This is a genomic window from Parasphingomonas puruogangriensis (assembly GCF_036663635.1).
Classification (GTDB): Bacteria; Pseudomonadota; Alphaproteobacteria; order Sphingomonadales; family Sphingomonadaceae; genus Sphingomonas.
This window is the reverse complement of sequence record NZ_JAXOJI010000002.1, coordinates 551,047-574,624: the sequence shown is the minus strand read 5'-3', so window position 1 is coordinate 574,624 and position 23,578 is coordinate 551,047. Positions and strand designations below refer to the sequence as shown.

Below are 23,578 nucleotides of genomic sequence, written 5' to 3'. Positions count from 1 at the left end.
TGGTCCTGCTCGTCGCCGGCACCCTGATCAGCGGCGTTGCGGCCTATGCCGCGACGACGCGCCTGTCGGCAGCGACCACAAAGCCGTCGGTGGCGCGCTAGGCGATGAACCCGGTCAAGCAGGTTTCCGGTCGCGCCTATCCGTGGGGCGCGAAGAATGTCGATACCGACGTGATCATCCCGGCGCACTGGCTGAAGACGATTACCCGCACCGGCCTGGGCAAGGGCGCGTTCGAAACGGTGCGTGCCGATCCCGGCAACATCTTCGACGACCCGCGCTATGCCGGCGCCCCCGTGCTCATCGCCGGCGACAATTTCGGCTGTGGCTCGAGCCGCGAGCATGCCGCCTGGGCACTTGCCGATATGGGCATCACCGCAGTGCTGGCCCCCAGTTTCTCCGACATCTTTTCGGGCAATGCGTTCAAGAACGGCATCGTCGCCGTGGTTTTGCCGCAGGAGGCGATCGACCGCCTCGTCGAGGTTGCCCAGACCGAAACGGTCACTGTCGATCTCGAGACGATGACCGTCACCACCCCGTTCCAGGACCGCTTCCCGTTCGAGATGGACCCGTTCCGTCGCCAATGCCTGATGGAAGGGCTAGACGAGATCGGCCTGACGCTGGCAAGAGATATCCAGATTTCGAAATACGAAGCCGGGGTAAAAGAACACCGGCCGTTTATGAGCGGAGAACGGGCACATGCGAGCACTCTTGTCGACGGCGCCGGGCGGACCTGAAACTCTAGTGATGGATGAGCTGCCCGATCCGGTCGCTGGTCCGGGCCAGGTGGTGATCGCGGTCAAGGCCTGCTCGATCAATTTCCCCGACGTGCTGATCATCGAGGACAAGTATCAGTTCAAGCCGCAGCGCCCGTTCGCGCCGGGCGGCGAGATCGCGGGCGTGGTCGAGAGCCTTGGCGAGGGGGTGACGCAGTGGCAGGTTGGCGACCGCGTGATCGGCATGCTCGGCCATGGCGGGCTGGTCGAAAAGGTCGTGGCCCCCGCCGACAAGCTTTACGCGCTGCCTGAAGGCCGCAGCTTCGCCGACGGCGCGGCGCTCATCCTCACGTACGGCACGACGATTCACGCCTTGCTCGACCGCGGGCACCTGAAAGAGGGCCAGACGCTGCTCGTGCTCGGTGCGGCCGGCGGTGTCGGCCTGGCGGCGATCGAGCTCGGCAAGGCGTTCGGCGCGCGCGTCGTCGCCGCGGTGTCGTCCGACGAGAAAGCAGCAGTCGCCAAGGACGCCGGCGCCGATGAAACGATCGTCTATGCCCGCGCGCCGTTCGACCGCGACCAGAGCAAGGCGCTGGCCGAACAGTTCAAGGCCGCCGGCGGCAAGGCGGGCTATGATGTGATCTACGATCCGGTCGGCGGCGACTATGCCGAGCCGGCGCTGCGCTCGATCGGCTGGGAAGGCCGCTATCTCGTCGTCGGCTTCCCCGCCGGCATCCCCAAATTGCCGCTCAACCTGACGCTGCTGAAGAGCTGCGACGTGTGCGGCGTGTTCTGGGGCGCCTTCGCGGCGCGCGACCCGCAGGCCAATGCCGCGCATATCGATCACCTCTTCCGCCTATGGAAAGACGGCAAGATCGCGCCGCGCGTGACCGAGACGTTCGCGTTCGAGGACGGCGGCAAGGCCATTGCCAAGATGGCGGCAAGGGCAGCGATCGGTAAACTGGTGGTAACGGTAGCGGAATAATTCCTCCCTGGTACGGGGAGGGGGACCATTCGCTCTTCAGCGAATGGCGGAGGGGCCGTGCCGGTAACGCAGCACTCGCCACCAAGCGGTCCGTTGCCGGCCCACCCCCTCCACCACCCGGCTGAAGAAGCCGGGCGGTCCCCTCCCCGTTCCGGGGAGGATGCCCCTTCCCTTCCTCCGCCTCGCGCCCTATCTCCACCGCTTGAGATCAACCATCCAAGGGACGCGCCACATGACCACGTTCGATGACCGCGAGCGCGCGTTCGAAACCAAATATGCCCGCGACGAGGAAATGCAGTTCCGCGTCACCGCGCGGCGCAACCGCCTGCTGGGCCAATGGGCCGCGGAGCAGTTGAAGCTCACCGCGGAAGAGACGGACGCCTATGCCAAGTCGGTCGTGCAGGCCGATTTCGAGGAAGCCGGCGACGAAGACGTGATCCGCAAGCTGGTCAGCGATCTCACCGCGGCAAGCTGCGAGATCGACGAGGCCACGGTGCGCCTGGCGATCGACGAAAAGACCGTCGAGGCGCGTCGTCAATTGCTGCAGTCGGAATAGCACGATGGCGATGGCCGCAGCAGAGATCGAAGCCTTGATCGTCGGAGGCATTCCCGACGCGCAGGTGGTGATCACCGATCTTGCCGGCGACGGCGATCATTATGCCGCGCGCGTGACGGCAGAGAGTTTTCGCGGCACCTCGCGCATCAAGCAGCACCAGGCAGTCTATGCCGCCTTGGGCGGCCGCATGGGCGGCGTGCTGCACGCGCTGCAGCTCACCACCGCCATTCCCGAATAGATGGAGATTCCCATGACCCCCGAAGCCAACGACGACGCCCAGGCCCGCATTGCCGCCATGGTCGCCCAGAGCGACGTCCTGCTGTTCATGAAGGGCAGCCCGCTCTTCCCGCAATGTGGCTTCAGCAGCCGCGCGATCGCCATCCTCGATCACCTGAACGCCAAATATGACAGCGTCGACGTGCTGCAGGATCAGGGCGTGCGCCAGGGAATCAAGGAATTCTCCGACTGGCCGACCATCCCGCAGCTCTACGTGAAGGGCGAATTTGTCGGCGGATCGGACATCATGATGGAGATGTACGAAAGCGGCGAACTGGCCACGCTGTTCCAGGAACAGGGCGTTACCGCAGCGTAAGCTGCGCTAGCCGAGATATTCTACCGTCATCCTGACCTTGGTTCTGGAGCTATCGCGCGGCTGGCCTCCGCACGGGAGGTGGGGCATCGCCTGCGCGGCACGATGGTCCTGAATCAAGTTGAGGATGACGGTATTTTTCGGGAGGCGAGCGCTGCCCTTAATAGGCCAGCCGCAATCCCGGCCGGGGCCAGCGTGTCTTGACCAGCCGGCCGGTGCCGGAGAGCGTGATGTACGCGTCTATCTTGTCCGCGCCGCCCCAGCAGATGTTGGTGGTGAACGGATCGTCGGTGGCGACGAACTCGACCAGGTCGCCGGCCGGCGAAATTACCGAAATGCCGCACTCGCCGATCGTCGCCACGCAGATGTTGCCACCTTCTTCGATACCCAATGAATCGAAGAATTTGTATCCCGAGGGCCGGTATAGCGGGATGCCCGCGCCGCCCAGGCCCGCGGTCGCATTGACCTTGCCCGGGGCGGTGACCCGGAACGCCATCAGCCGGCAAGTATAGGTTTCGGCGGCATATAGGGTGGCGCCGTCGGGCGAGAGGCCGATGCCGTTGGGATTCTCGCACGGGAAAATCACTTCTTCGAGCAGGCTGCCATCGGCGCGCGCGTAGAAGATGCCGGTCACGTCGCGTTCGCGGGGGCGCGTCTTGCCGTGATCGGTGAACCAGAAGCCGCCGGCGGAATCGAACACGATGTCGTTGGGACCGCGCAAGGTGCAGCCGAAATCGCCATCCTTGTAGAGCACCTCGATCGCACCGGTATCGAGATCGATCCGCTCGATCCGGCCGCCGGAATAATCCTCCGGCTGGCCACCGGGGACGAGCAGGCCGCCATGATCGTGATAGGCAAAGCCGCCATTGTTGCAGCAATAGAGCTTGCCGTCGGGGCCGATCGCTAGGCCGTTCGGCCCGCCGCCGGGCTCGGCGATCGTCTGCGTCGCGCCATCCGGCGCGACGCGGGTGATGCGACCAGCCTCGATCTCGACGAGGATGATGCTGCCATCGGGCATCGCGACCGGCCCTTCGGGGAAACGCAAGCCGCTGGCGATGGTGGTGAAGTCTGTCATTGGCCTCTCCTGTTTTCGGGGAGGGTACACGGCTTGTTTCTGCACTCAACCTCTACCTTAGCGCTTCCCCGGCGGAGGCCGGGGCCCAGTCGCGACGGCCGAGGTAACGGCGCGCAACGCCCGAAAACTGCTGTTTCCCGACTGGGCCCCGGCCTTCGCCGGGGAAGTGGTAAAGGGGGTGGCGGAAGGCTCTTGACTACAGCCGTAATCAGTACGATTACACACGTAGTCACAACCGGAGCGACTCGAGATGGCCGAACGGATCAGCGATGCGGAACATGCCGTGATGGAGGTGCTGTGGGATGAGAGCCCGCTCTCCGCGCAGGATGTCGGCGAGCGTATTCCCGCCGGCCGCGATTGGAGTGCCAACACGGTGAAGACTCTGCTCGGTCGGTTGCTGGCCAAGAACATCATCGGCCATCAGGAGGAGGGGCGGCGGTATCTGTATCGCCCGCTGGTCGCACGCGGCGATTATGTCGCCGGCGAATCGAAGAAGCTGATGGACCGATTGTTCGGCGGCAAGCTCACGCCATTGGTCGCGCATCTCGCCGAGCGTGACGAACTGACCGCCAGCGATATCGCCGAGATCGAGGCATTGCTCAAGGATCTCAAATCGTGATCGGCTGGGGCATCGAGACGCTTGTCGCCACCACGCTGCTGATGGCGCTGGTGCTCGCGATCCGCGCGCCCGTGCGCACGGCCTTCGGCCCGCATGTCGCCTATGCCTTGTGGTCGATGCCGGTGATCCGGCTGTTCCTGCCGTCGCTGCCGGGCGACTGGGGTCTCAGCCGGCTGATCGGGCCGCTGACGCAGCAGGCGGCGGCGGCGCCGGGGATGGTCATGGGCGTGCTCAACCCTGCGACGCTGCCCGCCGAGATCGACCCGTCGGTCGTCACCCGGATCGACTTGGAGCTCGCCGGCCATCATGCCGCGGCGGTATTGGTGCCGCCGACCCGCGCTGCGGACGGGCCCAATCTGTTACTGCTGCTGCTAGGGCTGTGGGCGGTCGGTGCGCTGGTCTTCCTCGGCTATCACCTGATCGCGCACCGTCGCTTCTGCCGGCATCTGATCGCCCGCGCGCGGGCCGACCGGACGGTGGCCGAGGGTCGGGTGCGCGTGATCGAAACCGATGCTGCGCACGGTCCGCTCGCTTTCGGGATCTGGCGCAAATATGTCGCCTTCCCGCGCGACTTCACGGAACGCTATGACGAGATCGAGCGCGATCTCGCGCTTGCCCATGAGCTTGGCCATCATATCCGTGGCGATCTGATCGCCAACTGGGTGGCGCTGTTCGTGCTTGCGATTCACTGGTTCAATCCGATCGCCTGGCGGGCGTTCCGCGCCTTCCGCGCCGATCAGGAAATGGCTTGCGATGCGCTGGTGCTGGCCGGCCGCGCCCAGACGCTGCGCCATGCCTATGGCCGTGCGATCGTCAAATCCGCCCATGGTGGCGCCGTCTCCGCCGCCTGCCACCTCCACACGATCAATGATCTCAAAGGGAGACTGAAGATGCTGACGACCAGGAAGACCAGCCGCTCGCGTATGATCGGTGGGGCCGCCGCGGTCGCCGCGCTGACCATTGCCGGGCTCGGCCTGACCGCATCGGGCACGCTGGCGGCGGAAACCGTGCGCCAGCGCGTCGAGACGACGACGGGGCTCGATCTGGCCGGCCACGCCGTCGCGCCGCCGGCGCCGCCCGCGCCGCCAACCAAGGCGGAACTGCCGCAACCGCCCGAGGCCGCCGAACTGCCCGAGCCGCCGACGCCGCCGGCGCCGCCCACGCCTGCCCGCAACAGCCGCGAAGTGATCACGACGAGCACCACCGGCGACGATGGCAGGACAATCAGCCGGATCAAGGTCGTGACGCGCGACAAGCATGGCAAAGTCCACACGCAGCGCTGGGACACGCCGGAAGTCTTGTCGCAGACGTGTGCGGGGGCTGCCGATAGCAAGGAGATGGTGCTCCACCAGATGGCCGACGGCAAGCGCCGCATCATCATCTGCACCAACCGCATCGAGGCGGCCGCTGCGCACGGCGCGATGGTGGCGGCGAACAGCCAGGAGATTCAGCGCAATGCGCACCGCGCCGCGCTCGCCGGCCTGCGCACCGCGCGCGCCAGTCTGGAGACAAACCGGGCGCTAGCCGCCGATGCCCGTGCCGAAGCGCTGGCGGGAATCGACGAGGCTATCGCCGAAGCGGCGTCCGACCGGGCAACGGAGGACTGACGCGGTGGACGTCCCTTGCCTTCGCTCGACCGACGCGCCATTTCGGAGCCCATGAGCGAGCAACTTCCCGGCGTGCCCGAGACGCTAGAACCCCTGGTCGCCAGGCTGCTCGCCCCCAATGCCTCGCCCTATACCTATACCGGCACGCAAACCTATCTCGTCGGCGCCACCGAGCTGGCGGTGATCGATCCCGGGCCGGAGGATGCAGGGCACACGCAAGCGATCCTCGCCGCGCTCGCCGGCCGACCGTTGGGCGCGATCGTCATTACCCATACGCACCGCGATCACAGCCCCGGGGCGCGGGCGCTGCAGGCGGCGACCGGTGCGCCGATCGTCGGCTGCGCGCCGCTGGCGATGGACGATAGCGGTCCCCGCGCCGACGCCTCGTTCGATCACGCTTATGCGCCCGATCGCGTGCTGGCCGATGGGGAATCGGTAGGCGGGCAGGGATGGACGCTGACCGCGATCGATACGCCGGGCCATACCTCGAACCATCTGTGCTTCGCGCTACCGGAGACGGGCGCCCTGTTCAGCGGCGATCATGTAATGGGCTGGTCGACCAGCATCGTCTCGCCGCCGGATGGCGATATGGGCGACTATATCCGCAGCCTGGAAAAGCTGCACACGCGCGACGACCGCATCTATTATCCCGGGCATGGCGATCCGGTCGACACGCCCAAGCGGCTGGTGCGCGGCATGATCGGGCATCGCAAGCAGCGCGAGGGGCAGATCCTCCGGTTGCTGCGCGAGGAGCCGCGCGACATTCCGGCGATGGTCGAGCGGATGTATGTCGGTATCGACCCGCGGCTGTTCCCGGCGGCCGAGCGTTCGGTGCTGGCGCATCTGATCGATTTGCGCACGCGCGGCTTGGTCGTGCCGAACGGCGAGACGTGGTCGCCGCAGGGAATGGTCGCCTGATGCTACAGCCGCAACCGCAGCCGCAGCCCAACCGCCCGATGGCGTCGATCGTCGCGGCGATCCTCGCCATCCTCGTCGCGGTGGTGATCGCCAAGATCGGCTATGACAAATATGAAGAGAAATATGTCGTCGAGCGGCGCGACGATGGTGCCGCGATCGATCGCGTCGTGCGCGCGACCTTCACCGGCGCCAGCGCGCTGAAGGTCGGATCGCTGTCGGGCACGGTGCAGAGCACCGCCTCCGACGTGCGTGGCTTCGGCATGCTGGCGTCGGACAAAGTGGTGAAGGCGCCGTTCAGCGTCGACTATTTCGTCGATGTCTCCAAGCTCGGCGGGCGCGATTATCGCTGGGATCAGGGCGCGCGGGTGCTGACCATCATGGCGCCCGACGTCACCGTCGCCGCGCCCAATGTCGATGAAGGCGCGACCAGCGTCAGCGAGACGCGCGGCCTGTTCGTCACGCGCGCGGCGGCCGAGGCATTGGCCCGGCAAGTGTCGATCGGCGCGCGGCGCACGGCCTCGGTCGAAGCGCGCAAGCCGGAGCGGATCGCGGCGGCGCGCGAGAATGCCCGGCGGGCCTTGGCCAAGCTGCTTGGCGGTCCGTTGCAGGCGGCGGGAGTCGGTGATGTCCGCGTGGCGATCGTCTTCCCGTATGAGCGGCCAGGCTCGAATGATCGCTGGGACACGAGCAATACGCCGCAAGACGTGCTGGCCAACCATTACTGACGTAGCGATGACGCCGCCGCTGTGATACTGTTCCCATACACGGAGTTTAGTATCATCGGGGGGTGAGCATTGGCCACGATAGTCGCACCGGCGCCAGGCGCGGTCTGGCGGGACCGCTTCTTCCTCACCACCAGCATCGCAATGGCGGCCGTCGTGCTCGCCGGCTTCTCGCTGCAATTCGCCATGGGCCGGTCTTCGTTCGGCGCGCCGCCGATCGTGCATGTGCATGCGGTGGTGTTCATGGGCTGGGTGGCGATCTACGTCGCGCAGAACGTCTTCGCGGCCACGGGAGCGCAGGCGCTGCATCGCCGGCTCGGCTGGATCGCTGCCGGTTGGACCGTGGCGATGGTGGTGATGGGCACGTTGGTCACCGTGCGGATGGTGCGCGCGGGGAGCGCGCCATTCTTTTTCACGCCGGTACACTTCCTGATCCTCAATCCGGTGAGCGTATTTGCCTTTGCCGGGCTGACCGCGGCGGCGATCGTCAAAAGGCGGCAGACGGAGTGGCACCGCAGGCTGCATTATTGCGGCATGGCGGTGCTGCTGGGGCCAGCCTTCGGCCGGCTGCTGCCGATGCCGCTATTGATCCCCTATGCCTATGAGGCGACGTTCCTCGCCGTGCTGGTCTTTCCGCTGTCGGGGATCGTCCATGATCTGCGTCGGCGCGGATCGGTCCATCCAGGCTTTGTATGGGGCACCGGCGCGGTGATCGCCGCAGCGTTGTTGACGGAGGTGATCACCTATTCGCCCATTGGCACGGCCATCTATCGCAGCGTGGCGGCGGGCTCGCCCGGCGCGAGCGTTGCGCCCGATGTGTATCCCCCGTTTCCCGGCACGCCCTTGATCACGGGGCGACCCGCGTCCATGTGACCGGCAACGGTCGCACGAGGATATAGACATGGACGCACGGAACGGTATCGGCGGCACGCTGACGGGCTTGGACCTGCGCGCCGAGATCGATCGTCTCCGCAAGGAGAAGAATGCGGTCATCCTCGCGCATTATTATCAGAAGCCGGAAATCCAGGATCTCGCCGATTTCGTCGGCGACAGCCTGGACCTGTCGAAGAAGGCCGCGGCGACCGATGCCGATGTCATCGCCTTCTGTGGCGTGCGCTTCATGGCCGAGACGGCGAAGATCCTCAGCCCCGACAAGATCGTCGTGCTGCCCGACATGAATGCCGGGTGCAGCCTCGAGGACAGTTGCCCACCCGACCAGTTCGAGGCGTTCCGCAAGGCGCATCCCGATCACATCGCGCTGACCTATATCAACTGCTCGACCGAGGTGAAGGCGCTGAGCGACGTGATCGTCACCAGTTCGTCGGCGGAAAAGATCCTCAGCCAGATCCCGCTGGACCAGAAGATCATCTTCGGCCCGGACAAGAATCTCGGCGGTTATCTCGCGCGCAAGACGGGGCGGGAGATGCTGCTATGGCCTGGCGTGTGCATCGTCCATGAGGCGTTCAGCGAAACCGAGTTACTCAAGCTGCAATTGCAGCATCCCGGCGCGCCGGTGGCGGCGCATCCCGAATGCCCGCCCTACATCCTCGATCACGCCGACTATGTCGGCTCGACCAGCGGTATCCTGGCTTATGCCGACGCGATGGCCGGCGACACGCTGATCGTGGCGACCGAGCCGCACATCATCCACCAGATGGAAAAGGCCGCGCCGCTGAAGAATTTCATCGGCGCGCCGGGTGCGGATGGGAACTGCAACTGCAACATCTGCCCGTACATGGCGCTGAACACGCTGGAGAAATTGTACATCGCGCTACGCGATCTCGCGCCCCGGATCGAGATCGAGGAAGGGCTGCGGTTACAGGCCAAGAAAAGTCTCGATGCGATGCTGGCCATGGCCAGCGGTACGGTGGGGATGGGGGACCTAGGACCAGTGCGCGTCAGTGGTGATTGACCCTTAAGGGGGGCTATTTGCTTTTGACCCAAAATAGGGTCTCATCGCTTCATGATCCATTGACGGGTCTGGGACTAGCCAAAGCCGTGGCCTCGGCGGACAATCCCGCGCCGAAGCCAACCGCCAATGTCGGCCGTTATATCGGCGCGCTCGAACGCCTGATCATCGCCGCCGACCTGATCGCGCATAGCTGGGAATCGATCGCCGCGGTGGTCGCGATCAAGACGATCGGACGGTTCGGTAGTGTCTCAGTTCAATATAACTCACCGTAAACGCCGAGCGCCGCCAATGCGATCGCGGCGAGCGCGACAAAATAGAGGCTCATGATAGCCCAATAGGCTCTAACTGCCTTCGTACGATCGCCAGTAATTCCTGAGAATTGGACCCGCCCGGTTCTTAGGCCCTGCACGGTCCGGAAGACGATGAAGGAGTAGACCGCGATAGCGATAAGCGCCCTAGGCTCCATCAGACCGTCTCCCGCTTCTTGTACGGCCCACGCTTAGGGGGAGCTGGGGCGTCCGCGTCAATCCGCACCAGCACATCCTCTAGCGACCAAAGCCGATCGGTAACGCCAGCCGCCATCGCGGGCGACATGCGCAGCGTCTTATGGATACGGCAGAAGTTATAGAACACGAGGTAGAGCGACAGCGCGTGAACGTTGCCCGCCGAATATTTCCTCGTCGGTGTTCAGCATTCTGTGGTTGATCGTGATCGTCCTGCTGTGGTTGCTGTATGACCGGCATGTCGGCAGCAACCTCAGCGAGACGATCGTCGGCCTGCTGGGCAAGGCAGGCGACTAGACGGGCGCCGACTCAGCTGATCGGCAGCCCGAACATCAGCTCCCGCACGAACCGCGCCGGCGGCGAGCCGTGCGCCAGTACCGCGTCGTTATACGCCTTCAGGTCGAACGCTGCGCCCTGCCGCTTTTGCGCTTCCGCGCGCATCGCGACATGCTCCGAATAGCCGGTGAAATAGCTCAGCAATTGCGTCGATCCCAGGCTGGCGCGGACCCATTTGCCAGAGGCCTCGCGCTCTTGCTGGAACGCGCCCTGCATCATCATCTGCATCGCCCGTTCGCGCGTGAGCCCCTCGGTCTGGATGCCGATATCGAGCAGCGAATTGGTAATCGAGCGCAGCCGCATCTTGAGCACGGTCAGCTTGAACAAGGGATCGCCGTTCATATAATCCGCGTCCATCATCATGCCCTCGGCATAGACCGCCCAGCCTTCGACGAACGGCCCGGACGACAGCACGGCGCGCAGCACCGACTTATACTGATTGCCGTGCGCGATCTGCAGGTAATGGCCCGGCATCGCTTCGTGGATGCTCAGATCCTGGATCATGTAATCATTATATTCGCTGAGGAACGAGGTGGCCTGCGCATCGGTCCACTCGTCCGGGATCGGCGAGATCGCGTAGAAGGTCGGCAGTGACGTTTCCAGCGGCCCGGGGCTGTCGCAATAGGCCACCGCCACGCCCTGCTGGAACTTGGGCATGGTGATGATGCGCACCGGCGCGTCGGGCATCGTGATGAGGTTCTTGGCGCGGACGAAATCGGTCGCTTGCGCCAGCGTCTGCTTGGCCTTGGCCATCAGCCCGTCGCGCGCCGGGCGTTGGGCGTAGCTCAGCTGCAATGCGGCCTCGATCGCCACTTGCTGCTGCGCCGCGGTGGGCCGCTTGGGCAAAGCAGGGGCGCCCGGCTTGCCGGCCAGCACTTGCTGCGCGAGATCGTACATCTGGGCGCGCGTGTCAGCGAGCGCGGCGGTGGCGCGGGCCTTGATCTGCGGGCGCGTTAGATTCGACACCAAGGCGTATTTCATCTTCTGGTCGTAGAGCTTGGCGCCGAGCCGCAACTCACCCTTGGCCTTTGGCACCAGTACGGTGTCGAGCCACTTCTGGTGCTCCGTCGCCGCGCTCTTCAAGGTGGCAAGCGCAGTGTCGAAGCGTTTGCGGTCGGCGGCGTTCAGCTCATCACGGTGGGGTGCGAGCATGCCCTCGGCAATCTCGACCATGCCGCCATTCTGCTTGGCCACAGTGGTGGCGAAGATCTGTGGCACCAAGGCGGGCACGATTTCCGCGCGCGCCTGCGCCAGGAATGCGGGCATGCGCTCCATCCGCGCCGTCGCCGCCTTCAGCCGCTGCGGCCAGGGGGCGAAATCGCGCGCGGCGAGGCCGTAGAGCGCGCCGCCCGCCGTGTCGTTGTAGATCTGGATATCCCAACGCCAGTTCTTCAGCACCTCGATCTGCCACAGCTCGTAGCGCAGCGCATTGTCGAGCAGCGCCGCATCGACCTGCGCTTCGCGGCCGAGCTTCTTGCGATCGATCTTGGCCAGATCGGCCAGCAGCGCGCGATCATGCGCCACCACGGCCGCGCGGCCCGTCGCCGACACGTCGCCGATCTGGTCGTCGAAGCGGTGATCGCCGAGCGCGGTGCCATAGGTCGGCGCGAAGCGGGCGATGCCATCGATATAACGCTGCGACAGCGCGGCGAAGCGCTGCTCGTCGTTGCTGCGTCGCGCGCTCGCGGTTTGCGCCGTGGCCGTCACGGGCAGGATCGGCAGCGCAGCGGTGGCGAGGAGCAGGGCAGGGAGGAGGCGCATTGGTTTGTCTCACACTGAGGTTTGGTCGCACCCTAGACAGGGTTTCCGGGAGATCAAATCGTTACCCTTGATCCTTCCCCGGCGGAGGCCGGGGCCCGGTAGTGGAACAGCCGGTAGCGGCTGTTGCGCTCCATTACCGAAGCCGTCGCGACTGGGCTCCGGCCTTCGCCGGGCAAGGATTAGCGGAAGGGGGCTGCTACCCGCCAATTCGCACTGTCCCGCACGCCACCGCTGTGCCACAGCCGCGCCCATGACCTTCACGCTCCCCGGCTTCGATCTCGACGCCTTCGTGGCCGCCACGCTGGCCGAGGATCTCGGCACGATCGGCGACATCACCTCCGCCGCGGTCATTCCCGCCGATGCGCGCTTCACCGGCGCGATGGACAGTCGCGATGCGATCGTCGTCGCGGGCCTGGGCATCGCCGAAGCCTTCTTCCGCCGGCTCGATCCGGATGTGCGGATCGAATTGCTCGTCGAGGACGGCCAGAAGGTAGCCGCCGGCACCGATCTGATGCGTCTGGAGGGCAGCGCGCGCGCGCTGCTCACCGCCGAGCGGTCGGCGCTCAACACCGTGCAGCACCTCTCCGGCATCGCCACCATGACGCGCGGCTATGTCGACAAGATCCTCGGCACCGGCGCGACGTTGCTCGATACCCGCAAGACCATTCCCGGCCTGCGCCTGCTGGAAAAATACGCCACGCGGATGGGCGGCGCGACCAATCATCGCATGGGGCTATGGGATGCGGCGATGATCAAGGACAACCATGTCGCGGTCGCCGGCGGCGTTGGCGAAGCGGTGGCGCGGGCGAAGGCGGCGGGGATCGCGCAGATCATCGTCGAAGTCGATTCGATCGATCAGATCGAACCTGCGCTGGCGGCCGGCGCGACACATCTGCTGCTCGACAATATGGCCCCGCCGATGCTGCGCGGGGCGGTGACATTGGTCGGCGGGCGTGTGCCGACCGAAGCGTCGGGCGGCGTGCGGCTCGATACGATCCGCGCCATTGCCGAGACGGGGGTGACCTATGTCAGCGTCGGGCGCCTGACCCAATCCGCGCCGGCCGCCGATATCGGGCTCGATTTCGCCGCCGCCTGAAGCTTGGCACTGTAACATGACCGCATTAGGCTCATGCCCGTAACATGGGGGGAATGAGTCGATGGAACACCGTCCACAATCGATCGTCAATTTCGAACGCTGCTATCTTGCTGCCTTTGTGATCGGCCTGGTCAATACCGCTTTGGCCTGGTCTGCGACCAGCGCGACGTTCGCCGCCAGCCCGCAAGCGGCGATGATGGGCAGTTGGTTCCTGCCGGTGACCACGCTGATCGGTTTCGCTATCACCTTGGCGATCTGGTATTTCATTGCGCGCAAGGGCAGCGCGGTGGCCAAGTGGATCGTCGTCGTGTTGCTCGGCTTCGGCATTCTCGGCACGCTGTTCGCGCTGCTGATGGGCAGCTACCCCGGCGGCCTGAGCGGCTTCATCGGCATCTTCAACACCGTGCTGCAGGCCGTTGCCGTCAGTTTCCTGTTCAAGCCCGATACCAAGGCCTGGTTCGGCGAAAACCGCATCGAGACCGTATGAAGCATCTGCTGGCCGCCGCGACGGTGCTGTTCGTGCCGGGCGTGGCGCACGCCCAGGCGTATCAGTGCGCCATCCCGCGCACCATCGCGACGCCGCGGCCGGATCTGCCGTCGGCCAGCCAGCCCAAGCGTGTGTTGCCGATCGGCAGCTACACGCTGGCGCTGACCTGGGCGCCGGAATATTGCCGCACCAATGCCGGCGATGGGCCGGCACGCTTTCAGTGCGGCAGCGGCAATCGCTTCGGCTTCACGCTGCACGGCCTGTGGCCGGACGGGGTGGGGGCCGAATGGCCGCAATATTGCGCGGCGACGCCGATCGTGCCGCGCAAGGTGATCCGCGACACGCTCTGCGCAACGCCGTCGCCGCAATTGATCCAGCACGAATGGGCCAAGCACGGCACCTGCATGCGCACCACGCCGGCGGCCTATTTCCGCCGCTCGACGCAATTGTACGGCAAATTGCGCTACCCCGACATGGACGCGCTGTCGCGCCGGCCGCTGACCGCCGGCGGGTTCGCCCGGGCAATGGCCGCGGTCAATCCGGGGCTGCCGGCGAACTCGATCCGCATCACCGCGACCAAGCAGGGCTGGCTCGACGAATTGTGGCTGTGCCTCGATAAGGCCTATCGCTACGAACGCTGCCGGCCGGGTTCGGGGGGCATTGCGGCCACCGCCAAGCTCAAGATCTGGCGCGGGCGGCGCTAGCGCCGGTCTTAATCTCGAACTGCCTAATTCCCCCTGCGAACGCAGGGGTCCAGAGACCCGAGCGCATCGCTTGTAACCCTGGGCCCCTGCGTGGGCAGGGGAACGGTACCGCTTTGAAGTGAGGGGGCCCCTTGGGCCGTCTCGATCGCGCAACTAATCGCGCAAAATAGGAAATGGTGGAGCCGAGGGGGATCGAACCCCTGACCTTTCGCATGCCATGCGAACGCTCTCCCAGCTGAGCTACGGCCCCATCTCCCGGGTGGGTTGGCCCCGGGAAGGCGCTGCCCCTAAAGGGGCCTCGCCGCTTTGGCAAGCGGTGTCGAACACCGCTTGCCAATTAACTCAATGCTCGTCCTGCTCGACCGGCGTTTCCACGCCGAGATCGTCGTCACCGCCGAGATCGACCTCGTCGTCGGGCGAGGGCTCTTCGTCTTCACCGGTGTCGATATCCTCGTCGTCGCCGGCGAGATCGTCGTCCTTCTTGACCAGCTCAGGCTTGGCCTGCTCGAACGGCAATGGCTGCTTGGATTTCAGGATCGGCTCCGGCGTCCAGGTCGAGCTGCATTCGATGCAGGTGACCGGATCTTCCTTGCCCAGATCGTAGAAGCGCGTTGCGCATTTCGGGCACGTGCGCTTCGTGCCCCATTCGGCCTTGACCATGGCTTGGTTGAACCTTTCGAAATTCGGGAGTTTGCTGAGGGATGCCCAGCAAAGTGGGGCGCGCCTTGCCATAGCACAAGCGCACTGTCAAAGCGCAGGCCGCATGGCACACCCCGTTCCCACCCCCCGCGAGATCCATCGTTCCGGCCCGCTGAGCGGCCGGGTCAGCGTGCCCGGCGACAAGTCGATTAGCCACCGTGCGCTGATGCTGTCGGCACTGGCCGTCGGCGAAAGCCGGATCGAAGGGTTGCTCGAGGGCGAGGACGTGCTCGCCACTGCCGCGGCGATGCGACAGATGGGCGCAGAGATCACGCGCGACGAAGACGGCGTTTGGCATGTCCACGGCGTTGGCGTCGGTGGGCTAATGCAGCCGGCGCGCGCGCTGGAGATGGGCAATTCGGGCACGTCGACCCGGCTGTTGATGGGGTTGATCGCCAGCCACGGCATCACCGCCACCTTCACCGGCGACGCCTCGCTCTCGGCCAGGCCAATGGCGCGGGTGATTGAGCCGCTGTCGCAGATGGGCGCGGATATCACTGCCAGCCCCGGCGGGCGCCTGCCGTTGATGGTGCGGGGTATGAACCCCGCCGTGCCGATCACGTACACGCTCCCCGTCGCCTCGGCGCAGGTGAAGTCGGCGATCCTGCTCGCCGGGCTCAACACGCCGGGCATCACGCGGGTGATCGAGCCGGTGGCGACGCGCGACCATAGCGAGCGGATGCTGGCCGGCTTCGGGGCAGATCTTACCGTCGAGGAGACGTCGGAGGGCAGGGTGATCTCGCTCGTTGGCGGGGCCGAGCTCAAGCCGCAGCATATCGTCGTGCCCGGCGATCCCTCGTCCGCCGCCTTCCTGGTGGTGGCGGCGACGATCGTGCCCGGCTCCGATATCGTCGTCACCAATGTCGGGCTCAACCCGACCCGCGCCGGCATCTTCACCGCTTTGCGCATGATGGGCGCCGACATCACCGAGCAGGACGCCCGCACCGTCGGCGGCGAGCCGGTCGCCGATCTGCGCGTGCGCCACGCAGCGCTCAGCGCGATCGAGGTGCCGCCCGAGCTCGCGCCGAGCATGATCGACGAATATCCCGTGCTGTTCGTCGCCGCTGCCTGCGCCACCGGGCGCACCGTGGCGCGCGGCGCGCACGAGCTTCGGGTGAAGGAATCGGACCGCATCGCGGCCATGGTCGCCGCGCTCGGTGCGATCGGCGTGGCGACGGAAGAGTTTGACGATGGCTTGGCGATCACTGGCAGCGGCGGCGCGGCGCTTGCCGGCGGCGGCACGATCGCCTCGCTGCTCGATCACCGCATCGCGATGAGCCTGGCGGTCGCCGCAATGGTCAGCGCGGCGCCGGTAACGATCGACGATGTCTCGCCGGTCGCAACGAGCTATCCCATATTCTTTGCGACGCTCGACACGCTCAAGGGGATGAACGAGTTGGCCACCACATGATCATCGCCGTCGATGGACCCGCCGCTTCCGGCAAGGGCACGATCGCCCGCGCGCTCGCGCGGCATTTCGGGCTGCCGCTGCTCGACACCGGCCTGCTGTACCGCGCCGTGGCCGAGACGGTGACGCGGATGGAGCTGGATCACGGCATCGAGGCCGATGCGGTCGCGGCGTGCGATTTCGACGATGCGTTGCTGCGTGATCCGGTGCTGCGCAGCGACGAAGTGGGCAAGCTGGCCTCGATCGTCTCGGCGCACCCCTTGGTGCGCGCGGCGTTGTTTCACCGCCAGAAGCGCTTCGCCGCGCAACCGGGCGGCGCGGTGCTCGACGGCCGCGACATCGGCACGGTGATCGCTCCGGACGCCGACGCCAAGCTCTTCATCCGCGCCACGCCTTCGATCCGTGCCAAGCGCCGCCACTCGGAACTGCGCGACAACGGCTCGACCGTCAGCCTGGACAAGGTGCTGGCCGACATCCGCGCTCGCGACCTGCGCGATTCGACGCGCAGCGCAGCGCCCCTGGTGGCGGCGCCGGACGCGGCCTTGCTCGACACCAGCTTCCTGTCGATCGAAGCTTCGGTGCAGCGCGCGATCGAACTGGTCGAGCGGCAGGTCGCGCTGAAAGGCGAGCGGGACACGGACAAGGGCTGAAGCGCCGTTCCGGTTATAACCAGCCCATGCCCCAGTGCTTGTCCGACGGCATGACGCTCGAAAGCGTGGCGGTTGTCCTGAATTCGTGCCGCGATTCGTCGCGAGGCCGAGCTCCTAAATAATACTGCGAGCCTTACCCCCTCGATCCCATCATCGCGTGTCGCGCTGTCCTGAAACGACGCCGATCCGGCAAGGCCGCGTGAACCGCCAACTATCGACGCCTCGGACCCTCGATGACGTATTGTTTATCGATAAATATATTGACACAGCCTCCGGCAATCCTTATCGAATATCAATAAGGAGACGGGGATGCGACAGCGGGATCATCTGGTAGGAAGTGCAGCGGTGATCGTTCGCTTCGGTCGCGTCGCCAACGGGCTCATGCTCGCTGCCATAGCGGTCGGACTCGCCGGCACATGGGCTGTTCCCGGCTTTTATCGCGACTTGGTGGTCAGGGCCGACCCCTCGGTTGACGTATCGGCTGCCCTGCTCGGCGCCCAGTTGCTCATGGCGATCGGGATCGTCATGACGATCGCCATCGATCGGCTGTTGGTGCCACTGGCAGCCATCGTGGAAAGCGCTCGGCTAGGCGACCCGTTCGTGCTCGCCAATGCCGACCGACTGCGGCGGATTGGCTGGGCGCTGCTTGTCCTGCAATTGCTCGATCTGCGCTGCGCGATGCTGGCGAGGTTCTGGCCGAGCCTTGGTTCGGCCGCACCCGTTGGCGACATATCGTTTGGCGGATGGCTGGCGACCCTGATGGTGTTCGTGCTCGCCCGCGTTTTCGCGGCCGGATCGGTCATGCGCGACGATCTGACGGGCACCGTCTGACGATGCCGATCACGGTGCATCTAGACGACATGCTCGCACGGCAGCGCATGTCCCTCACCGATCTGTCGCAAGCGGTCGACATCACGCTGGCCAATTTGTCGATCCTGAAGACCGGCAAGGCCAAGGCTGTGCGCTTCTCTACGCTGGAGGCAATCTGCGCCGTTTTGGAATGCCAGCCTGGCGACATTCTCTCCTTTCACCCGGACGATCCACCCGGCCGGTGACCCCAAGCAACGGCCTATCACACTGGAGCAGTCAACCATGCCCGAACTGTCTACTTGGCGTGCCAATCTGCTGCGCGCCGGCTATCTGCTGCTAATCGTTGGTCTGGGCCTAACCGTCTGGCCTTCGATCCTCGATCCGGCGAGGACGTGGGATCCGGACCGAGGCGTCGTCGTCGCCATGCTGGGCGCCTTGTCGCTGCTTGCGCTCGTCGGCATGCGTCACCCGCTCCTGATGCTGCCGCTCCTGTTCTGGGAAATAACGTGGAAAGCCATCTGGCTGCTGCGTGTTGCGCTACCTTTATGGGCCGGCGGGCGCCTCGATGCTGCGGCGGCCGAGACCGCTATGGAGTGCCTGATGGCGGCGCTGATCGCATTGGTCATCCCGTGGGATTACGTGCTGCGTGCCTATATCGTGGGCCCCGGAGCACCTTGGCGGCGGTAGGACCCCCGCAAAAGAACCTCTAACGGGATCGCTGTGGTGGCCGGATCGTGGGCTCAGGATGAGGGGCCGATCGATGGGGTAGCGTTATGTCGGTGATCACCACCGGTCGAACGTCGCTTGTTGCGAGCGGCGGCTGCCGCCCGGCATGCCCCTGACGGGCTTGCGCGCTTGCAACCGCTCAAGCGTTGAGGCGCCCCAACAAAATGCGCCGCGCGTGCCACGCGCCAGCACTTATCTTGCCATTTCTCCCTCCTTGCGCTATGCGCGCTTCGTCCGGCGGGCTTTGCTCTCGGGGGAAGGCGCCGAGTCTCGTCTCGTGCGCCCTTTTCGCATTCCTTGCGATCCCCTCCTTCACTGTCCGAACGGATACCGCGTCCGGCACTCGGCCGCCGCGGTATTTTGGCCAAGACCGCCGGATCCAACCGGCTGGCCGGAAACTAAACTTAGGACGATCCCTCTTTATGGCCACTCAGGCACATCCTACCCGCGACGATTTCGCCGCCATGCTCGATGAACAGTTCGGCGGCGCCGACAGCTTCGAAGGCCGCGTCGTCAAGGGCACCGTTACCGGCATCGAAAACGACCTCGCCGTCATCGACGTCGGCTTGAAGTCGGAAGGCCGCGTGCCGCTGCGCGAATTCGCAGCACCAGGCCAGAAGGCCGATCTCAAGATCGGCGACGAAGTCGAAGTCTATGTCGACCGCGTCGAAAACATCCACGGCGAAGCGATGCTGTCGCGCGATCGCGCCCGCCGCGAAGCCGCCTGGGACAAGCTGGAAACCGAATTCGCCAAGACCGCCCGCGTCGAGGGCACGATCTTCGGCCGCGTGAAGGGTGGCTTCACCGTCGATCTCAACGGCGCCGTGGCCTTCCTGCCCGGTTCGCAGGTCGATATCCGCCCGGTCCGCGACGTGACCCCGCTGATGGACATCCCGCAGCCGTTCCAGATCCTCAAGATGGACCGCAAGCGCGGCAACATCGTCGTCTCGCGTCGTGCGATCCTCGAAGAGACGCGTGCAGAACAGCGTTCGGGCCTCATCCTGTCGCTGGCTGAAGGCCAGATCATCGACGGCGTGGTCAAGAACATCACCGATTACGGTGCGTTCGTTGATCTCGGCGGCATCGATGGCCTGCTGCACGTCACCGATCTCAGCTACAAGCGCGTCGGTCACCCGAGCGAAGTGCTGAACATCGGCGACGTCGTGAAGGTGCAGATCATCCGCATCAACAAGGACACGCAGCGTATCTCGCTCGGCATGAAGCAGCTCGAGAGCGATCCGTGGGACGGCGCGATGGCGAAGTACCCGATCGGCGCCAAGCTGTCGGGCCGCGTCACCAACATCACCGAATATGGTGCGTTCGTCGAGCTCGAGCCGGGCATCGAAGGCCTGGTGCACGTCTCGGAAATGTCCTGGACCAAGAAGAACGTCCATCCGGGCAAGATCGTTTCGACTTCGCAGGAAGTCGAAGTCATCGTGCTCGAGGTCGATTCGGACAAGCGCCGCATCAGCCTCGGCCTCAAGCAGGCCCAGGCCAATCCGTGGGATGCCTTCCTGGAAGCGCATCCGATCGGCTCGACCGTCGAAGGCGAAGTCAAGAACGCGACCGAATTCGGTCTGTTCATCGGCCTCGACAACGATGTCGACGGCATGGTCCACATGTCCGACATCGCCTGGGGCGTCTCGGGCGAGGACGCGCTCAACCTGCATCGCAAGGGTGAGACCGTCCAGGCCATCGTGCTCGATATCGATGCCGAAAAGGAGCGCATCTCGCTCGGCATGAAGCAGCTCGAGCGTGGCGCACCGGCAGCCGGCGGCGTCGCCGCAGGCGGCACGGCAGCAGCGGGTTCGGGCCTCAACAAGAACCAGATCGTCACGGTCACGGTTCTGGAAGTCCGCGACGCGGGTCTCGAAGTGCAGGTCGGCGACGATGGCGCGACGGGCTTCATCAAGCGCACCGATCTCGGCCGCGATCGCGACGAGCAGCGTCCTGAGCGGTTCCAGACCGCCCAGAAGTTCGACGCGATGGTCACCGGGTTCGACCGGTCCAAGAAGCCGACCTTCTCGATCAAGGCGATGCAGATCTCGGAAGAGAAGCAGGCCGTGGCACAATATGGTTCGTCCGATTCGGGCGCATCGCTGGGCGACATCCTGGGTGCCGCACTCAAGGCACAGGGCGGCGACGCTAAGAAGTAAGCCGCGCGCCGCGAGGCTCGGGCTGTCGAGGGCGGGCGGGGAGCGATCCCCGCCCGCCCTTTTCTTTGCGGGCTTGATGTCGCATCTGGCCTATCGCATTGACTTTTATCAAGTTATCGTTACGCAGGCAGACTATGATACCGGGCGGGTCCGGCGTCGCCGCCCCGCTTGTCTGCGGGCCGGATGCCGGAACAGGGGCGCTATCATGATCCGATCCGAGCTGGTTGAAACCCTCGCACAGGACAATCCCGATCTCGCGCCGCGCGATATCGAGGCGATCGTCGGCACGTTCTTCGACGAGATCGTCAAGCGCCTGGCGCAGGATGGCCGGGTCGAACTGCGCGGCTTCGGCGCTTTCTCGACCCGCGCGCGCGAGGCCCGCACCGGGCGCAATCCGCGCACCGGCGAGACGGTCGATGTCGAGGCCAAGCGCGTGCCCTATTTCAAGCCCGGCAAGGAAATGCGCGGTCGTCTCAACGTCGAGTGATGCGCGCTACGCTTCACGTGGGCGGTTGACGACAGCCCCCGGTCCGCGCCACGGGAGCGGCGTGCGGACGTGGCGGAATGGTAGACGCCGGAGACTTAAAATCTTCTGCCCTTCGAGGCGTGCGGGTTCGAGTCCCGCCGTCCGCACCATTGATGCTGTGGAGCACGGCACCGTCGCGCGGCTCGCGCGTTGACGCCCGGACCGCCGCATTCCCGCGCAGGTGACGGAGATAGTTATGACCGACGCAACCACCACCCCGACCAATACCGTCTCGGCCGATACGTCGAACAAGAAGACCGGCTTGAGCGATGCGTTCCGCACGCACTTTGCCGGCGACGCGCCGATCACCGACAAGGCCAAGAACTTCGCCAAGGCCAAGCCTTGGGCGAGCGCTGCGTTGCTCGGCGTGGCCGCAGTCGCTCTGCTCAACACGTTCCGCGGCACGCGCGGCTGATCCCGGCGCGCGCGGGCGGGTTGCCCGGCCGCGCGCGCCGTTTTGCCGGCCGCGTTGTCGATCGCCGTATCTGCCGCACGGCTGTGGCGCGCGGGCGACGCAGGTGGCAAGATGCGATGATGCCTGCTGCCGACCCGCACCGTCCGTGAATTTGCGCGCCCCCCTGTTGATCGCCGCCGTGCTGCTGTCGGGCTGCGACCGGCGGCGCGATGCCGGGCAGATCGTGGTCAGCGCGATCGGCGCCGACCTGCTGGTGGCCGATTCGTCGCGTGGCCGGCTCGACTTTCCCGCGCGGATAATGCTCGATGCGACCGCCCAGGGGCTGGTGCGCTTCGACGCCGCCGGGCAGATCGAGCCCGGCATCGCCGAGCGCTGGATCGTCATCGACGATGGCATGAGCTACATCTTCCGGCTGCGCGACGCGACCTGGCGTGATGGCAAGCCGGTCACCGCGGCGCAGGTCGTGACCGTGCTGCGGCGGCAATTGGCTGAAGGATCGCGCAATCCGCTGCTGCCGTTCCTCAGCGCGATCGACGAGATCGTCGAGATGACTCCGGAAGTGATCGAAGTGCGGCTGAAGCGCCCGCGGCCCGATCTGCTCAAATTGTTCGCCCAACCCGAACTGGCGATCTTTCGCACGCGCCCGCCGAGCGGGAGCGGGCCGTTGCGCATCATCGGCATCACCCGCGGGCAAGCGGTGCTGCGCGCCGCGCCGGATCTCACGCGCTCGCCCGACGAGGTCGAGGCGCCGGCAGCCGAAGACGACGTACGGCTGATCGCGGAGCGCGCCGCGCGCGCGATCGTGCGTTTTGGCGCCGGGCAATCCGATCTGGTCAGTGGCGGGACGGTGGCCGACTGGCCGTCGCTGGCGGCTGCCGACATTCCGCCGGCCAGCCGACGCATCGATCCGGCGGCGGGGCTGTTCGGCCTGATAGTCAGCGACCGCAGCGGCTTTTTGGGCGAGGCGGCGCATCGTGCCGCGCTGGCCGCGGCGATCGATCGTGGCGCGGTGTTGGAGGCGTTCGTTCCGGGTTGGGCGCCGGTCACGCAACTGCTTCCCGAACAACTCGATTCCGCGACCGCGCCGGTGCTGCCGGCGTGGAATGGCGTCGCGCCGGCGGTACGGTTGGGCAATGCGCAGCGGCTCGTCGCGGCGTGGAAAGAGGGTCAAGCCGGCGCGCTGACGCTGCGCCTCGCGCTGCCCGCCGGCCCGGGCGGGACGATCCTATACGCCAAGATTGGCGCCAGCCTGATCGCGCTGGGCATCCGGCCGCTCCGCGTCGGGCCACGCGACCCCGCCGATCTGCGCCTGATCGATGCGGTGGCGCCGTATGACAGCGCGCGCTGGTATCTCGCCACCGCCTGCGCGCCGTGCGGCGACGAGGCCGAGGCGGCGATCGACGCCGCCCGTGACGCCCCCGATGGCGCTTCCCGCGCTGCGCGCCTGGCCGAGGCGGACGCGGCGCTGGCCGCCGACAGCGCCTATATTCCGCTCGCCCGGCCGCTGCGCTGGTCGCTGGTCGCGCTACGATTACGACAGTGGCAAGGGAACGCCCGCGCGTGGCACCCGTTGAATCATCTCCGTAACGACACCAATTGAGTCAT

General features: G+C 65.8%; 27 protein-coding genes, 2 tRNA genes and 1 pseudogene. 25 read left to right on the top strand and 5 right to left on the bottom strand.

The genetic code is table 11. The features are described 5' to 3' along the window. Window positions 1-104 precede the first annotated feature (104 nt). From leuD to grxD, 5 genes are all read left to right on the top strand, one after another. A complete protein-coding gene (gene leuD, locus U1739_RS08315; RefSeq protein WP_332706368.1) occupies window positions 105-734 on the top strand; it encodes a 3-isopropylmalate dehydratase small subunit in 630 nt (209 codons plus the stop codon). Beyond that, window positions 697-1,698: an NADPH:quinone oxidoreductase family protein gene (locus U1739_RS08310; RefSeq protein ID WP_332706365.1), complete on the top strand. Its 1,002-nt coding sequence runs from the start codon at window positions 697-699 to the stop codon at window positions 1,696-1,698. The genes leuD and U1739_RS08310 overlap by 38 nt, the downstream gene beginning before the upstream one ends. 232 nt (window positions 1,699-1,930) lie before the next feature. Further along, on the top strand, window positions 1,931-2,254 hold the full coding sequence (locus U1739_RS08305) for a DUF1476 domain-containing protein (protein ID WP_332706363.1): 324 nt from the start codon (window positions 1,931-1,933) through the stop codon (window positions 2,252-2,254). A 4-nt stretch (window positions 2,255-2,258) separates the two neighbouring features. Continuing rightward, on the top strand, window positions 2,259-2,492 hold the full coding sequence (locus U1739_RS08300; protein WP_332706360.1) for a BolA/IbaG family iron-sulfur metabolism protein: 234 nt from the start codon (window positions 2,259-2,261) through the stop codon (window positions 2,490-2,492). A gap of 12 nt (window positions 2,493-2,504) precedes the next feature. Beyond that, window positions 2,505-2,846, top strand: a complete 342-nt coding sequence (gene grxD / locus U1739_RS08295) for a Grx4 family monothiol glutaredoxin (RefSeq protein WP_332706357.1) — start codon at window positions 2,505-2,507, stop codon at window positions 2,844-2,846. A 157-nt stretch (window positions 2,847-3,003) separates the two neighbouring features. Here the strand turns inward: grxD and U1739_RS08290 are convergent, their stop codons facing one another. Continuing rightward, a complete protein-coding gene (locus U1739_RS08290; protein WP_332706354.1) occupies window positions 3,004-3,918 on the bottom strand; it encodes an SMP-30/gluconolactonase/LRE family protein in 915 nt (304 codons plus the stop codon). Between the two features lie 250 nt (window positions 3,919-4,168). Between U1739_RS08290 and U1739_RS08285 the strand changes: the two genes are divergently transcribed. The 7 genes from U1739_RS08285 to U1739_RS08255 all read left to right on the top strand — a co-directional run bounded on the left by U1739_RS08285 (window position 4,169) and on the right by U1739_RS08255 (window position 9,968). After that, window positions 4,169-4,537 carry a BlaI/MecI/CopY family transcriptional regulator gene (locus U1739_RS08285; RefSeq protein ID WP_332706351.1) on the top strand — a complete coding sequence of 123 codons (369 nt, stop codon included), beginning with the start codon at window positions 4,169-4,171 and terminating at the stop codon, window positions 4,535-4,537. Then, window positions 4,534-6,144 (top strand): M56 family metallopeptidase, encoded by a 1,611-nt coding sequence (locus U1739_RS08280; RefSeq protein ID WP_332706348.1) that lies wholly within the window; start codon window positions 4,534-4,536, stop codon window positions 6,142-6,144. Before U1739_RS08285 ends, U1739_RS08280 begins: the two co-directional genes overlap by 4 nt. A 51-nt stretch (window positions 6,145-6,195) precedes the next feature. Continuing rightward, complete coding sequence (locus U1739_RS08275) at window positions 6,196-7,062, top strand: MBL fold metallo-hydrolase (protein WP_332706345.1); 867 nt, start codon at window positions 6,196-6,198, stop codon at window positions 7,060-7,062. Next, the gene (locus U1739_RS08270) at window positions 7,062-7,787 is read left to right on the top strand and encodes a DUF4230 domain-containing protein (RefSeq protein WP_332706342.1); all 726 of its coding nucleotides are present in this window, start codon (window positions 7,062-7,064) and stop codon (window positions 7,785-7,787) included. Before U1739_RS08275 ends, U1739_RS08270 begins: the two co-directional genes overlap by 1 nt. 69 nt (window positions 7,788-7,856) lie before the next feature. Next, the gene (locus U1739_RS08265) at window positions 7,857-8,657 is read left to right on the top strand and encodes a hypothetical protein (protein WP_332706339.1); all 801 of its coding nucleotides are present in this window, start codon (window positions 7,857-7,859) and stop codon (window positions 8,655-8,657) included. A 28-nt stretch (window positions 8,658-8,685) separates the two neighbouring features. Beyond that, complete coding sequence (gene nadA, locus U1739_RS08260; protein WP_332706336.1) at window positions 8,686-9,696, top strand: quinolinate synthase NadA; 1,011 nt, start codon at window positions 8,686-8,688, stop codon at window positions 9,694-9,696. An 86-nt stretch (window positions 9,697-9,782) separates the two neighbouring features. Beyond that, window positions 9,783-9,968 (top strand): hypothetical protein, encoded by a 186-nt coding sequence (locus U1739_RS08255; protein ID WP_332706333.1) that lies wholly within the window; start codon window positions 9,783-9,785, stop codon window positions 9,966-9,968. A 193-nt stretch (window positions 9,969-10,161) separates the two neighbouring features. Here U1739_RS08255 and U1739_RS21150 read toward each other — a convergent pair. Continuing rightward, window positions 10,162-10,356, bottom strand: a pseudogene (locus U1739_RS21150) (IS1 family transposase); the annotation flags it as partial. A 152-nt stretch (window positions 10,357-10,508) separates the two neighbouring features. Continuing rightward, the gene (locus U1739_RS08250) at window positions 10,509-12,296 is read right to left on the bottom strand and encodes a DUF885 domain-containing protein (RefSeq protein WP_332706330.1); all 1,788 of its coding nucleotides are present in this window, start codon (window positions 12,294-12,296) and stop codon (window positions 10,509-10,511) included. A gap of 250 nt (window positions 12,297-12,546) precedes the next feature. Here U1739_RS08250 and nadC point away from each other — a divergent pair, with 250 nt between their 5' ends. The 3 genes from nadC to U1739_RS08235 all read left to right on the top strand — a co-directional run bounded on the left by nadC (window position 12,547) and on the right by U1739_RS08235 (window position 14,583). Further along, window positions 12,547-13,392, top strand: coding sequence for a carboxylating nicotinate-nucleotide diphosphorylase (nadC, locus tag U1739_RS08245; protein ID WP_332706327.1), 846 nt, complete (start codon window positions 12,547-12,549; stop codon window positions 13,390-13,392). 61 nt (window positions 13,393-13,453) lie between these two features. Continuing rightward, window positions 13,454-13,879 (top strand): hypothetical protein, encoded by a 426-nt coding sequence (locus U1739_RS08240; RefSeq protein WP_332706323.1) that lies wholly within the window; start codon window positions 13,454-13,456, stop codon window positions 13,877-13,879. After that, window positions 13,876-14,583, top strand: coding sequence for a ribonuclease T2 family protein (locus U1739_RS08235; RefSeq protein ID WP_332706320.1), 708 nt, complete (start codon window positions 13,876-13,878; stop codon window positions 14,581-14,583). The genes U1739_RS08240 and U1739_RS08235 overlap by 4 nt, the downstream gene beginning before the upstream one ends. A gap of 174 nt (window positions 14,584-14,757) precedes the next feature. Here U1739_RS08235 and U1739_RS08230 read toward each other — a convergent pair. Both U1739_RS08230 and U1739_RS08225 read right to left on the bottom strand, forming a co-directional pair. Next, window positions 14,758-14,833: transfer RNA gene (locus tag U1739_RS08230), tRNA-Ala, on the bottom strand. A gap of 92 nt (window positions 14,834-14,925) precedes the next feature. Further along, window positions 14,926-15,243 (bottom strand): FYDLN acid domain-containing protein, encoded by a 318-nt coding sequence (locus U1739_RS08225; protein ID WP_332706317.1) that lies wholly within the window; start codon window positions 15,241-15,243, stop codon window positions 14,926-14,928. A 103-nt stretch (window positions 15,244-15,346) separates the two neighbouring features. Between U1739_RS08225 and aroA the strand changes: the two genes are divergently transcribed. From aroA to U1739_RS08175, 10 genes are all read left to right on the top strand, one after another. Further along, on the top strand, window positions 15,347-16,693 hold the full coding sequence (aroA, locus tag U1739_RS08220; RefSeq protein WP_332706314.1) for a 3-phosphoshikimate 1-carboxyvinyltransferase: 1,347 nt from the start codon (window positions 15,347-15,349) through the stop codon (window positions 16,691-16,693). Next, window positions 16,690-17,340 carry a (d)CMP kinase gene (locus U1739_RS08215; protein WP_332706311.1) on the top strand — a complete coding sequence of 217 codons (651 nt, stop codon included), beginning with the start codon at window positions 16,690-16,692 and terminating at the stop codon, window positions 17,338-17,340. Before aroA ends, U1739_RS08215 begins: the two co-directional genes overlap by 4 nt. A 309-nt stretch (window positions 17,341-17,649) precedes the next feature. Beyond that, entirely contained in the window at window positions 17,650-18,171 is a 522-nt protein-coding gene (locus tag U1739_RS08210; RefSeq protein ID WP_332706308.1) for a DUF2975 domain-containing protein, read from the top strand. A gap of 2 nt (window positions 18,172-18,173) precedes the next feature. Then, window positions 18,174-18,395, top strand: a complete 222-nt coding sequence (locus tag U1739_RS08205; protein ID WP_332706305.1) for a helix-turn-helix domain-containing protein — start codon at window positions 18,174-18,176, stop codon at window positions 18,393-18,395. A 37-nt stretch (window positions 18,396-18,432) separates the two neighbouring features. Next, complete coding sequence (locus tag U1739_RS08200; RefSeq protein ID WP_332706302.1) at window positions 18,433-18,837, top strand: hypothetical protein; 405 nt, start codon at window positions 18,433-18,435, stop codon at window positions 18,835-18,837. A gap of 461 nt (window positions 18,838-19,298) precedes the next feature. Next, window positions 19,299-21,032, top strand: a complete 1,734-nt coding sequence (rpsA, locus tag U1739_RS08195; RefSeq protein ID WP_332706299.1) for a 30S ribosomal protein S1 — start codon at window positions 19,299-19,301, stop codon at window positions 21,030-21,032. 205 nt (window positions 21,033-21,237) lie between these two features. Further along, window positions 21,238-21,519: an integration host factor subunit beta gene (locus tag U1739_RS08190; RefSeq protein WP_332706296.1), complete on the top strand. Its 282-nt coding sequence runs from the start codon at window positions 21,238-21,240 to the stop codon at window positions 21,517-21,519. Window positions 21,520-21,582: 63 nt separating this feature from the next. Then, window positions 21,583-21,668 (top strand) — tRNA-Leu (locus U1739_RS08185). Window positions 21,669-21,754: 86 nt separating this feature from the next. Further along, window positions 21,755-21,973 carry a hypothetical protein gene (locus tag U1739_RS08180; RefSeq protein ID WP_332706292.1) on the top strand — a complete coding sequence of 73 codons (219 nt, stop codon included), beginning with the start codon at window positions 21,755-21,757 and terminating at the stop codon, window positions 21,971-21,973. 145 nt (window positions 21,974-22,118) lie between these two features. Next, a complete protein-coding gene (locus U1739_RS08175) occupies window positions 22,119-23,573 on the top strand; it encodes an ABC transporter substrate-binding protein (RefSeq protein WP_332706289.1) in 1,455 nt (484 codons plus the stop codon). Window positions 23,574-23,578 lie beyond the last annotated feature (5 nt).